Here is a 12,595-nt window from a genome sequence, read left to right as displayed (position 1 = left end):
TTTTATCAATTACTGAAGAAGGATTGTCTCCATGGTCGAGATCACTTTGCTGACCGCGCTCGCCGGCGCTTTTATCGTGCTGATCATCAGCCCCGGCCCGAATTTTCTGGTCATTACCCAACTGTCCATCAGCCAGTCTCGACAACAGGGAATCTGCGCGGGATTGGGCGTTGCATCGGGCAGCATCATCTGGGCATTGCTGGCCTGTACGGGGTTGGGTCTGATGTTTCAGCAGTTGCCTTGGGCGCAACCCGCGTTGCAGTTGCTGGGGGGCGCGTACCTGATCTGGCTGGGCAGCAAAAGCCTGCGCAATGCCGGGGCGCAACCCAAGCCGCGCAACATCGGCGAGCTGGGTATTGGCAGTCTGGGCCGGGCGTATCGGTTCGGTTTGCTCACCAACATGACCAATCCCAAGGCGCTGGCGTTCTACACCAGTGTGTTCACCACTGTTTCGACACCGGGCTTGCCGATGTGGGTGCGTACCGCCGGGGTTTTGATCATTGCCGTGCTAGCCATCTCCTGGTTCGTATTGCTCGCCACGCTGTTTTCCATTCCCGCCGTGCAGGCGCGTTATCAGCGCATGAAAAAAGCCATCGACATCATTACCGGTGTGTTCATGGTCGCGTTTGGCCTGCGCTTGCTGATCGGGTTGTGGGCTTTCTGATCGTCTGATCCGGACAAGAGGCAGTTTTCCGGGTTGACCCAAATTCCGTAGGAGCTCACCGACGTTACGAGGCCAGCGATAGCGTTTTATCTGACACACCGCCATCGCTGGCCTCGTAACCTCGGTGAGCTCCTACAGGTCCCGTGTTTACCGGGCGACCGGGGCAGCTCTTATTGATTTGAACAAGGATGAACACCATGCAAAGCAACGATTGGCACTACCCGACGTCGATACGGGTGGGGCCGGGGCGCGTTCGGGAATTGGCCCAGGCCTGCGAAGCCAGCGGTATCCGTCGGCCACTGCTGGTGACTGACCGTTTCCTCGGCGGTACTGACATGATTCAGCGTGCACTGGCGGACTGCCGTAAAGAACTCGGATTTTGCGGTCTGTTCGATCAGGTCAAAGGCAACCCGACCGGGACCAACGTCGCCGAGGGCCTGCAAGCCTACAAGGCGGGCGGCCATGATGGCGTGATTGCCTTCGGTGGCGGCTCCGCGCTGGATGCCGCCAAGGCCATCGCGTTGATGTCCGGGCAGACTCGGCCGTTGTGGGACTTTGAAGACATCGGTGAAAACCATAAGCGCGCTGACCCTGACGGCATTGCCCCGATTATCGCGTTGCCCACCACGGCCGGGACTGGCTCGGAAGTCGGTCGGGCTTCAGTGATCACTGACGAACAGGCACGTGTCAAACGCACCATCCTGCACATCCGGATGATGCCGCGAGTGGCGATTCTTGATGCCAATTTGACACTCGGCTTGCCCGCTGACCTGACCGCAGCAACCGGCGTAGACGCCTTGACTCACTGCATGGAAGCATACTGCTCGCCGGTGTATCACCCCATGGCGGAAGCCGTTGCGGTAAAGGGCATGCAGATGATCAAGCAGTTCCTGCCCCGCGCGGTCGCCGATGGTAGCGATCTTCAGGCCCGACAGGAAATGCTCGTGGCTTCCAGCCTGGGCGCAGCGGCCTTTCAGCGTGGGCTGGGTGGTGTGCATGCGATTGCTCAGACGCTGGGCGCTCTGTATGACCATCACCACGGGTTGCTCAACGCAATCCTGCTGCCCTATGTGTTGCAGGCGAATCAATCGGCGTTGGGGCCGCAAATGGATGCATTGGCCGTGGCGCTGGGTTTGACCCGGCCGGGGTTCAACGGAGTGATGGAGTGGTTGTTGACGCTGCGTGAGCACATCGGTATTCCCCATACGCTTGGCGCCTTGGGTATCGACGAGCGCGACGCCGGGCTGGTGGGGCAGATGGCGTTTGCCGATGGCTGCTCGCACACCAATCCGATTCGCCATTCGGCTGAGATGTACACGCAGATCTTCTGCAATGCGGTGCGAGGCCGGTGATTGTCGATGCAGCGACCATCAAGCGCATCGACGAGGTCTGGCATGGCGTCGTTGATCAAGGCCGGATTGTCGGTGGCGTGGTGCTGCTGGCTCATGCGGGTGAACTTCGTTACGCCTGTGCCCGGGGTTGGGCGGATCGCGAGGCGCAGAAGCCCATCACCCGGCATCAACGTTTCCGGCTGGCGTCACTGACCAAGCTGATCACTTCGGTCTGCGTTCTGCGTTTGCAGGAGCATGGCGTGTTATTTATCGATGATGCGCTGACCCGCTGGCTGCCGGACTTCACGCCGAAACTGGCGGACGGCTCAGTGCCGATTATCACGTTGCGCCATCTGCTGTCCCACACGTCGGGGCTGGCCTATGGTTTTGAATTACCCCCCGGTAACCCATATGAACAGGCCGGAGTCAGCGACGGGCTGGACCTGGTTGCCTTTGATCAAGCTGAAAACCTGCGGCGGCTGGCGAGCATTCCGTTGCTGTTCAAACCGGGCAGCGCGTGGCGGTATTCACTCGCCACCGATGTCCTGGGCGCGGTGGTTGAACGCGCGACTGGTATAGCATTGCCTGAGGCCATCAGGCATTGGGTTACCGGGCCGCTGGGAATGAGCGCTACCGGATTTCACGCGGGCGATCCGCAATCCCTGGCATGTGCCTACAAGGATGACGACCATCTGCCGGTGTTGATCAACTGTGCTGATGAGCTGCATCTGGACACCGGCAGGGCCAGCGTTTCAGCCTGTCGCAACAGTGATGCACATGCCTGGCCATCGGCCGGGGCCGGGATGATCGGTAACGCCGATGACTATCTGCGTTTGCTGGAGTGCCTGCGACTAGGAGGTGCGCCATTATTGACCGAGGCTGCCACATCCAGCCTGTTAAGCAATGCGATCGGCGAGGTACAGATCGAGGGCAGGGGGCCGGGCTGGAAATTTGGCCTCGGCCCCATGCTGCTGACCGATCCGCTTCAGGCCCGGCAGTTACAAGGTCCGGGAAGCTGGTCGTGGTGCGGGATTTACGGCTGCCATTATTGGGTGGACCCGCAAGCCGAAATCAGTCTGGTGGCGATGACCAACACTGCGGTGGCGGGCGCCTGGGGGGAATTTCCTGACGCCCTGATCGAAGCGATTTATTCGCCGTGAGCCATCAAGCCCGGGTGAACTGCTTGCGGTAGCTGCTGGGGCTGACGCCGACGATGTTGCGGAAGTGGCGACGGAACGACTCCTCGGAGCCGAACCCTGCGACATCGACGACTTCAGTCAGGCGCATGTTCGAGGACTCGAGCAACTCCTTCGCGTAGGCAATGCGTTCACCCAGCAGCCAGTCGTTGGGGGTCAGGCCGGTGCTTTCCATGAAACTGCGATGCAGCGTTCGGGTGCTGACGGCTGCGTGATCCGCCATGTCCTTGATGCTGTGCTGGCGTTGCAGGTCGCTGCGGATCCAGTCCATCAACTTCGAGATCGGTCCTTCGCTGGCAGACACCAGCTGGCGCGAGGCATATTGCGACTGACCGCCTTCACGATGGGGCGGGATGACCATGCGTTGCGCGACCATGTTCGCCACTTTTGCGCCGTGATCGTTACGCACCAGATGCAACATCATGTCCAGTCCCGCCGCAGAACCGGCAGCAGTCACGATCTGGCCCTGATCGACATACAGCTCGTTGGGCTGGATGGTCAGTTCCGGATACATGCTGGCCAGCAAATCGGTGTAGCGCCAATGCGTCGTGACGCGTTTGCCTTCGAGCAATCCTGCTGCAGCCAGGACAAATGCACCGGTACAGATCGAGCAGATCCGTGCGCCACGGGCATGCGCTGCCTGCAACTGGGCAATCAGCTTGGGAGGGACCTCGGATTCGACGCCGCGCCAACCGGGCACGATGATGGTATCGGCATTCTCCAGCAACACTTCGCCCGGTGTGGGCACGATGGTAATACCGCCTGCGGCCGTGATCTGGCCTTCATCCACCGGGAATGTTGCGAACTCATACCAGGTGACACCCAGCTCGGGTCTTTTCAAAGCGAATACTTCAACCGTGCAGCCGAATTCAAAGGTGCACAGCTGGTTGTAGATGAGGGCGACGACGAGATGATTTTTCATGGCACGATGTTACCGGATATTGGCATTTCCGCCAGTAGTGCGGTGCAAATGTACTGGTTAACCTGAACCCCTGAAAACAGGCGGTTGCCTTAAACATTTGCCAGTGGTCGCCGGTGCGATCCAGGGAGTACGTTCGTGTCTATCAACATCGGTATCTACGTCTATGACGACGTCGAAGTTCTCGACTTCGCAGGTCCGTATGAAGTCTTCACCACCGCGACGCGCATGCACTTGCGCAAAAGCCGCGATGACCGGGCGTTGTTCAACGTATTTACCATCGGCCGTACAACCGACCCGATCCGCGCACGCGCAGGGCTCAAAGTCGATCCGGATTTCTCGATCGATGATCACCCTGCGATAGATTGCCTGATCGTGCCGGGCGGGGTGGTCAATGCCGAGTTGGAAAAAGCTGACGTCATCAGTTGGATCAGTGCCCAGTCAGTACCGGAGCGCGTGGTGGCGGCAGTCTGCACCGGGGCCTTTCTGCTGGTCAAGACCGGCAAGCTGGCCGGTAAGCAAGTCACCACGCACTGGGAAGACATTGACGACCTTAAAGAGATGTTCCCGTCGGTCGATGTGCTGAGCACTTTGCGCTGGGTAGACGAGGGCGCTTTCGTGACCTCGGCCGGTATTTCTGCCGGTATTGACATGAGCCTGCACCTGGTGGAGCGCCTGCACAGTCGCGAGCTGGCCGAGCGCACTGCGTTGCAACTGGACTTTGACTGGACCGAAAACAACTGACGTTGTTTGTGTTGTACGTCTGGCCGTGATGTCGGCCAGATGATCCCTTGCTGACGTTCGTCAACGACACCCAACACCCCGCCGTTTTTCGCAACAAGCTGGCAATACTCGCTTGTGGCACGCCACTATCGCTCTCCAACGCGCAGTCCAGAGCCTTCAACGCTTACGCTAGAGTGCAGGAAAAGATGAATACCCATTTCTTCAAAGTCGTCCAGACCGTTGCTTTCCATGGCTCGTTTTCGGAAGCTGCGGCGATTCTGGGGTGCAGCCAGTCGAATATCAGTTACGCCATTAAAGAGGTGGAGGATTACTTCAACAAACGGCTGTTCATTCGTAGCCGGGCCGGTTGCACGCTGACGCCGGAGGGCCAGGTCATCAGCCGCACGCTGGACAGTCTGCTGGCGACCCTTGAGCAACTAAAAAAAATGAGCTCGGCGGCAGTGTCGCGATTCGTTACTGCAACCACATAGACGAAACCTCCCTGACCGGGTGTATCGAGGCCATGACGCGACTGCATCCGGGTGTGCAGCTGAGTGTGGTGCAGGGGAGCGAGCAGCAGCCATCTCTGGATGTGCTGCGCAGGGAAGGCGCGGACATTCTGATTCTGCCCAGTCCGCTCCTTGATGAACATCACATTGAGCACGTGCAGTGGTCTGACGCCTACGTGCTGGTCGCGGCCCGGAACCGTTCACTGACCCCGCGCCCTTTCCACGAGATGTGTGAAAGTGTGCGTTATGTGTCCTGGCGGCACGCCGGGGTGGAACGGCTGCACAGCCAACTCGCCGCTGCGCAGGTACGTCTCAGCCATCGTGGGGAACTGAGCTGCGTTGCGACGTTGCTTGATCTTGTCGCGAAGGGGCAGTGCATGACGATCCTGCCCAGCCGCCTGATTCCGGACGACAGTCATTTGTACGAATGCATTCGCTTGCCAGTACAAATTGAGCGCAGCATCAGCGTGATCGCCCGGCCGGGTTCGCTGCTGTCCAATGCGGCGAATGAAGTGATTGAAGTGCTGAAAAGGCTGCCGGTGGGTGGTTAGGGCCACTCAGCCATACCGCCATTATCCAATTGAAACGCGATTCTCTGTGGGAGCCGGGCTTGCCCGCGATAAGCGTAACTCGGTTCGCCTGTAAACCGCAGTGTCTGAATCGCGGGCAAGCCCGGCTCCCACATGGACAGTGATCGGACAATGATTGGGGACACTTCAGATATAAAATTTCCGCAAATTTTTGGCCCGACTTGTGCACTAATCTCAACGTCGTGACTCTGATACCTGTAAGCAGTTGTTACCAGCGGTCGCGGCAGAGCATGAGGCTCGCTCCAGACCGGGTAACCCCACTGGTTGGTTTCCTTTCGGACCTTATATAGGTTGGATCGCGCGATGGTACGTATCTGTGCACTATTGCTGGTGTGCCTGACTCAAAGCCTGATTTCGGTGCAGGTACTGGCTGACGAGGAGTGGAGTGTCGGCTACCACCGACTGAGCTTCCCCGATCCGCTGGATTCCCAGCCGATGCAAGCCATCGCTTTCTACCCCTCCACAGCCGCTGAACAATCGAGCACGATTCAGGGCTACACCGTTGATGCCGGTCTCGAAGCGCCTATTGCTCTTGGGCGTTTTCCCCTGGTACTGCTGTCTCATGGCAACACCGGTACGCCTCTTGCGCTGCACGACCTGGCGACCTCGCTAGCGAGACAGGGCTTCGTCGTGGTCGCTGTGGTCCATCCCGGTGATAACACCGTCGATCACAGCCGACTGGGCAGCGTCAGCAATCTATATGGTCGGCCACTGCAAATTTCCGAAGCGATTACTACCGCGTTGCTTGATCCAACCCTGGCGCCTTATATCAGCGCTGATCAAGTGGGCGTCATTGGTTACTCGGCTGGCGGTGAAACCGCTTTGATTCTTGCCGGTGCGCAACCCGACCTTCAGCGTCTCAAAACCTATTGCACCGCGCGCCCGGACGATCGGGATGCGTGCAAGACCGGAGGCGAGTTGCTGCTCGACCGCGATGATCTGCATGCCCAGGCCGATCCAAGGGTGGGAGCGCTGATGTTGATGGCGCCGCTGACGCTGATGTTCGGCCGCCATACTCTAGCGGACGTGCATGTGCCGGTTTTGTTGTACAGCGGCGACGGGGATGAGCTGCTGGCGGTGGATCAGAATGCCGAAGCGCTAGCGCGCAAGCTGCCGCAGACCCCTGACTACAAGCTTTTGGCTGGCGCCGGGCATTTCGTGTTCATGGCGCCTTGCAGTGACGAGTTGCGCGCGACTTCACCGGTTATCTGCAATGACCGGGAGGGTGTCGACCGTGAGGATATTCATCGCAGCCTGAGTGCCGAAGCGGTGCGTTTCTTTGAGAATGCGTTGGGTATGCCTGAAGTACGCAGCGGCATGCAGACGGCTCATCAGCAATAGCGCCGTCGGATAACGGGCAAAAAATCAGCCGGTTGAAACCGTCAGCGAGCGGAGAAAGTCGGCGAAACCACCTGCGGCACGCGCTTCGAGCCGAGTGCTGGTGGTGACGCGGGGCCGACAACTCCAGGCAATGCGTGCGCCATTCAATTCCAACTGCCGAATCAATTGCACGTCTTCATGACACGCGAGCGGCGGGAACCCGCCCGCCAATCGATAGGCTGCCGCGCTGATGCCCAGATTGGCACCGTGGACGTGGCGATGACCATCACGATGCTGATAGTGCTGTTGATAGCGAATCTGCGCTTCAAGAGGAATATCGTCCTGCCATACGCCCGGTGTGACTGTTCCGCACACCGCGTCTGCATCCAGTGCTAACTGTTCCACCAGCCAGTCTTCGGCGACGGTGCTATCGCCATCGGTGCAGGCAATCCAGCGGGCACCTTGCTCCAGCAGCAACGCCGCGCCCGCAGCCCGGGCCTGCCCAACGTTGCGCACGCTGACCTCAATAGCGTCCACAGCGTATCTCTGTGCGATTACGGCGGAACCGTCGGTGCAGCTATCCAATACCGCTAACACCACAACATGCTCACCGCCCAGTGCGGGATGCTTGCTCGCCTGCAATATGGTTTCAAGGCACTGACCGAGCAATAGCTCTTCGTTGTGGACCGGAATCAGAACGCCAATCATCGTAGATTTTCCTTTTCTGCGACTGATGTTTCATCACGGCTCCACACGTCGAGGAAAAAGTCCGCTTCGTGATGGCTGAAAATCCGTGGCATGTTCAAGCGTGCCGCAAGGATTGCGTGAACCTTTTCCGCATCCAGCGGGCAGCCCTCGATTTGTGGTCGCCAGTGGCAAGCCAGTAATTGCCCTTCATCGGTCAGAGACGCCAGGGCGTGATCAATCCAGCTATTGAGGTCTTGCTCGTCCAGGTAGTAACCCAGTTCGCTCAGTACAATCAGATCAAAGCGCGCGTCCGGCCACTGCTCCGGCAGCCGCCCATGCATGACCTCTACATGGTTGAACGCCACAAGCCGCTGACGTGCCAGTTCAACCGCTGAACGGTTGGTATCGCAGACCAGCAATCGATCGCAGCGAGTCGCCAGGTCGGCACTGAGCTCGCCATTGGCGCAGCCTGGCTCGAACGCCGACACGTAACGTTCACGGGGCAGGGCGGCGAGGGTCAGCGCACGCTTGCGACGCTCATACCAGCGCTTCTTGAACGCCCATGGATCATCGCTTTTTTGAAAAAGCTGTTCGAAGTAGCTGTCATCGACGCTCACAGAAAAACCACCTCGAAAGGTTGCATCAAGCGCTCCAGCACATCCGGGGCCAATACCGGCGGCAGACCGATCTTGGGATCACCGGCCAGTTGGCTGGCAAAAGCATGAGCGGCGTGGCGTTTGCGGGCGATGGTGGACGTATCAAGCGCAATCTTGCGGGCGCGCTCCCAAGGTATCCGGTCATCTTCTGGAGACGCCCAGTGCCACGCCCAGACGGGCACTTCATGCAAGCGCGCTCCTGCGGCGCTGGCGGCTCGGGCGCTGGCGCGGCCGACTGCTTCGTGGTCACTGTGGCCGTCGTTTGCCCATGTTGTGAACACCACATCATCTGGCTGCAGGTAGCGGGTAATGAAGCTGGTGAGCTGATCTTCCTGCTCGGCGACAGTCGTGTCCTCAAAGCCGCCACGTATCCATTTCAGCGCATGCATGGGCAGATCCAGCCGGCGTAAGGCCTCAGCACTTTCCTGAGGACGGATAACGCTCAGACGTTCCGCTGGCCAGTCGGCAGAGCCCGGATGGCTGGCACTGCCGTCGGTGACCGAGATCAGCTTTAGCGGCCGACCGAGTTGCGCCAGTTGATACATCAGCCCGCCGCAGCCAAGGATCTCATCGTCCGGGTGAGGGGCGATGATTACGGCGCGGGAGTTGACCGGAACCAGTTCTTCGACACTGATCAGCGATATTCCGGCCAGTTTTTTCGAACCGTTCCAGGCCTGCAGCGAGGTGCCGCTGCCGACGATGGGGTTGTTGTCAGTCATAGTTGCCACATCCGTGATGGCGTGATTGCAGCTTGTTGGGCTGTCAGATCGCCCAGTGCTGCCAGGTCGCGCTCTGCATGACTCTGGCGCAGGAATACCGGGAGGTCAGCGATCAGCCGGGCGAAATGCGCATCCTTGCAATAAGGGCCTGCGCCCAAGGCACGGCCCACATGCAGAACCACTTGCTCGGCATTGTGTTCAATTACCGCCCGACTACGACGCGCTAACACCTGCGTGTCGGCGCTCGGGGTCTGGTCTATTTGCCGGGCTGCGTGTTGCAGGGCAGCCCAGGCGCTATGCATTGCCACATCAACCGCGCCCAGATGGGCGAGGGTGTGCGGCTCTTGTGTTTTCGATGCCTGTTGCACCAGGCGCTGGGCCAAGGCCCGGGAAGCGCCATACCAGCAGGCGGCGATACCGATTCCGCCCTGCCAGAAGCCGGGTCTGGCCAGGTAGTCGCCGGGTTTACCAATCGCCACGCCTTGAGCGCGGTCGAAGACTACTTCAACACTACCGGTGGCGCCCATGCCCACGGCGCGCCAACCTTCCTGAGTAATGCTGACGCCGGGCTGCCCGAGAGCGACGGCGACCAACTGTTGCTGGCCGTCTTCGTCCCACGCGGTCATCAACGCATGGCTGAGGACCGCAGCACCCGAACACCAGGCTTTACGCCCGTTGATTTGCAGGTCGTCGCCTTTGCGCTGCACATTGACCCGAGCCTGTGGCGGCTCAGCCGCCCACATACCCCAGCTGGTTCCTGTTTCGGGGGCGTTGACGCCCAGCTCATGGATGATGGCCAACGCATCGGTATGGCCTTCATACAATTTGCACAAACCAAGATCATGCCCCGCAACACAGGCCAGTCCCTGCCAGCGTTCAAGTATCTGACCGCCGGCAGGAAAGGGAAGCTGGTCCAGCCCTTCGTCGATCAGCGCCTGCAAGCACTCTCCCAACGCACGCGTATCGGCGTAGCCGTGCTTGCGCCAGTCGAGAAACTCACTCAGCGCCTGACTCATGGCTGTACATCATGTTGCAGTTCGAACAACAGCAGCGAACGAGCGGTGACGGTGTAGTGATCACCAAAGCCGAATTGCTCACTGGCCTTCATGTCTGGCTGATTCGTGTCGATCAGGCAGGTCCAGTGTTCACCTTCAGGCACTTGCGGCAGCGTGAAGTTAACGCCGTCGTGGTGCGAGTTGACCACCAGCAGCAAGGTCGCGTCGGCGCCAGGTCGACGAATCCCCGTCTCTTGAGCGCGGCCGTCCATCAGCATGCCGAGGCAGCGAGCATGGGCGTCTTCCCACTGTTCGATGCCCATCTCGTTGCCATCCGGCGACAGCCAGGTGACATCCTTGACGCCGATTTCTTCGTTGTAATCGCCGACCAGGAAGCGACTCCGGCGCAGGATCGGGTAAGTCATACGGAGCTTGATCAGGCGCTTGACGAATTTGAGCAGCGATTTGCCGTCTTCATCCAGATCCCAGTTCACCCAGCCAATCTCGCTGTCCTGGCAGTAGGCGTTGTTATTGCCATGCTGGGTGCGTGCAAACTCATCACCCGCGACCACCATTGGCGTACCTTGCGCCAGCAGCAGGGTGGCGAAGAAGTTGCGCATCTGGCGCAAGCGCAGCGCGTTGATTTCCGGGTCGTCGGTCGGACCTTCGACGCCATGGTTCCAGGACAGGTTGTTGTTGCTGCCGTCCTGATTGTTTTCGTCGTTGGCCTCGTTGTGCTTGTCGTTGTAGGAGACAAGGTCATGCAAGGTGAAACCGTCATGCGCGGTGATGAAGTTCACCGACGCTTGAGGCCTGCGACCACGCTGGTTAAACATGTTGCCCGACGCCGTCATGCGCCCGGCGAAGTCTGCCAGCTGGCCTTCATCGCCTTTCCAGAACGCACGCACGGTGTCGCGGAACTTGTCGTTCCACTCCATCCAGCCTGGTGGAAAACCACCCACCTGATAGCCGCCGGGACCACAATCCCAAGGCTCGGCGATCAGTTTAACCTGACGCAGCACGGGGTCCTGACGGCAGGCCACGAGGAAGCTGTGACGCTCGTCAAAACCATCGTGGTAACGGCCGAGAATGGTCGCCAGGTCAAAGCGGAAACCATCAACGTGCATTTCCGTGGCCCAATAGCGCAGCGAGTCTGTGACCATTTGCAAGACGCAAGGGTGGCTCAGATCGAGGGTGTTGCCGGTGCCTGAGTCGTTGATGTAGAAACGTTTGTCGTCCGGCATCAGGCGGTAGTACGAGGCGTTGTCGATCCCGCGCATGGACAGGGTCGGGCCCAACTCGTTGCCTTCAGCGGTGTGGTTGTAAACCACGTCGAGGATCACTTCCAGCCCGGCATGGTGCATGTGCGCAACCATTTCCTTGAACTCGGCGATCTTGCCGTGAGCGAGGTACCGTGGATCAGGGGCAAAGAACGCAATGCTGTTGTAGCCCCAATAGTTGGTCATGCCTTTCTGCAACAGATGCTGGTCGTTGACGAAAGCGTGAATCGGCAACAGCTCAACGGAGGTCACGCCCAGCTTGCGGATGTGATCGATCACGTCAGCAACCATCATTCCCGAGAAGGTGCCTTTGAGTTCGTCTGGCACGGACGGGTGACGCATGGTGAAACCACGGGTGTGGGTTTCATACAAAATGGTCTTGTCCCACGGCACGCTGACGCGCTGATCGCGACCCCAAGTATAGGCAGGGTCGATGACCTTGCTTTTCGGCACGAATGGCGCGCTGTCACGCTCGTCAAAGCTCAGGTCGCCGTCCGGGTGGCCGATGGTGTAGCCAAACAGTGCTTCGGACCATTTCAGTTCACCAACCAGTTGCTTGGCGTACGGGTCGATCAACAGTTTGTTGTGGTTGAAGCGATGACCATTTTTTGGGTCATAAGGGCCGTAGACGCGGTAGCCATAGATCAGCCCTGGGTGGGCGTCAGGCAAGTAGCCGTGATAAATCTCGTCGGTGTATTCTGGCAACTCGATACGTTCAAGTTCAACTTCGCCAGTGGAGTCGAACAGGCAGAGCTCAACCTTGGTGGCGTTGGCCGAGAAAATGGCGAAGTTGACACCCAGGCCATCCCAGCTGGCACCGAGTGGGAAGGGCAGGCCTTCACGAATTCGCGATACGCTGGCTTCGACTTGATCGGCCTTGGCGGATGCACCTTTTGGACTGTCTTTCTTTGCGTTTTTGGACTGCGTGTTCATTGTGCGTTCCTGACGGCTAATGTTTTTTCGGGGCGGCCGAAACCGCGGTCGAAGCAAGAGCGCTTCAACAAGT

At 59.2% G+C, this 12,595-nt stretch carries 13 protein-coding genes; 7 read left to right on the top strand and 6 right to left on the bottom strand.

Features of this window, described 5'->3' with window-relative positions; translation table 11 throughout:
- Window positions 1–31 precede the first annotated feature (31 nt).
- The 3 genes from ABRP31_RS15675 to ABRP31_RS15665 all read left to right on the top strand — a co-directional run bounded on the left by ABRP31_RS15675 (window position 32) and on the right by ABRP31_RS15665 (window position 3,155).
- Window positions 32–664, top strand: coding sequence for a LysE family transporter (locus ABRP31_RS15675; RefSeq protein WP_349969233.1), 633 nt, complete (start codon window positions 32–34; stop codon window positions 662–664).
- Between the two features lie 197 nt (window positions 665–861).
- Entirely contained in the window at window positions 862–2,016 is a 1,155-nt protein-coding gene (locus ABRP31_RS15670; RefSeq protein ID WP_349969232.1) for an iron-containing alcohol dehydrogenase, read from the top strand.
- Window positions 2,013–3,155, top strand: coding sequence for a serine hydrolase domain-containing protein (locus tag ABRP31_RS15665; protein WP_349969231.1), 1,143 nt, complete (start codon window positions 2,013–2,015; stop codon window positions 3,153–3,155). The genes ABRP31_RS15670 and ABRP31_RS15665 overlap by 4 nt, the downstream gene beginning before the upstream one ends.
- Before the next feature lie 4 nt (window positions 3,156–3,159).
- Here ABRP31_RS15665 and ftrA read toward each other — a convergent pair whose 3' ends face one another.
- Entirely contained in the window at window positions 3,160–4,113 is a 954-nt protein-coding gene (ftrA, locus tag ABRP31_RS15660; protein ID WP_087264025.1) for a transcriptional regulator FtrA, read from the bottom strand.
- A gap of 135 nt (window positions 4,114–4,248) precedes the next feature.
- On the opposite strand from ftrA, the gene ABRP31_RS15655 reads away from it, so the two are divergent.
- From ABRP31_RS15655 to ABRP31_RS15640, 4 genes are all read left to right on the top strand, one after another.
- Complete coding sequence (locus ABRP31_RS15655; protein WP_349969230.1) at window positions 4,249–4,854, top strand: DJ-1/PfpI family protein; 606 nt, start codon at window positions 4,249–4,251, stop codon at window positions 4,852–4,854.
- Window positions 4,855–5,039: 185 nt separating this feature from the next.
- Complete coding sequence (locus ABRP31_RS15650) at window positions 5,040–5,324, top strand: LysR family transcriptional regulator (RefSeq protein ID WP_087264029.1); 285 nt, start codon at window positions 5,040–5,042, stop codon at window positions 5,322–5,324.
- Between the two features lie 11 nt (window positions 5,325–5,335).
- Window positions 5,336–5,893: a LysR family transcriptional regulator substrate-binding protein gene (locus ABRP31_RS15645; protein ID WP_349969574.1), complete on the top strand. Its 558-nt coding sequence runs from the start codon at window positions 5,336–5,338 to the stop codon at window positions 5,891–5,893.
- Between the two features lie 342 nt (window positions 5,894–6,235).
- A complete protein-coding gene (locus ABRP31_RS15640; protein WP_349969229.1) occupies window positions 6,236–7,273 on the top strand; it encodes a dienelactone hydrolase in 1,038 nt (345 codons plus the stop codon).
- Between the two features lie 24 nt (window positions 7,274–7,297).
- On the opposite strand, the gene ABRP31_RS15635 is transcribed toward ABRP31_RS15640, so the two are convergent.
- From ABRP31_RS15635 to glgX, 5 genes are read right to left on the bottom strand one after another with little or no spacing between them, the layout of a single operon-like run.
- Window positions 7,298–7,960, bottom strand: a complete 663-nt coding sequence (locus ABRP31_RS15635; RefSeq protein ID WP_087264035.1) for a glycosyltransferase family 2 protein — start codon at window positions 7,958–7,960, stop codon at window positions 7,298–7,300.
- On the bottom strand, window positions 7,957–8,556 hold the full coding sequence (locus ABRP31_RS15630; RefSeq protein ID WP_087264037.1) for an SAM-dependent methyltransferase: 600 nt from the start codon (window positions 8,554–8,556) through the stop codon (window positions 7,957–7,959). The genes ABRP31_RS15635 and ABRP31_RS15630 overlap by 4 nt, the downstream gene beginning before the upstream one ends.
- The gene (locus ABRP31_RS15625) at window positions 8,553–9,314 is read right to left on the bottom strand and encodes a PIG-L family deacetylase (RefSeq protein WP_349969226.1); all 762 of its coding nucleotides are present in this window, start codon (window positions 9,312–9,314) and stop codon (window positions 8,553–8,555) included. The genes ABRP31_RS15630 and ABRP31_RS15625 overlap by 4 nt, the downstream gene beginning before the upstream one ends.
- Entirely contained in the window at window positions 9,311–10,330 is a 1,020-nt protein-coding gene (locus ABRP31_RS15620) for an acyl-CoA dehydrogenase family protein (RefSeq protein ID WP_349969225.1), read from the bottom strand. Before ABRP31_RS15620 ends, ABRP31_RS15625 begins: the two co-directional genes overlap by 4 nt.
- Entirely contained in the window at window positions 10,327–12,522 is a 2,196-nt protein-coding gene (gene glgX / locus ABRP31_RS15615) for a glycogen debranching protein GlgX (RefSeq protein ID WP_087264043.1), read from the bottom strand. The genes ABRP31_RS15620 and glgX overlap by 4 nt, the downstream gene beginning before the upstream one ends.
- Window positions 12,523–12,595 lie beyond the last annotated feature (73 nt).

The sequence above is a fragment of the Pseudomonas caspiana genome, from assembly GCF_040224095.2.
Classification (GTDB): Bacteria; Pseudomonadota; Gammaproteobacteria; order Pseudomonadales; family Pseudomonadaceae; genus Aquipseudomonas; species Aquipseudomonas caspiana.
This window is presented reverse-complemented; position numbering and strand designations above follow the sequence as displayed.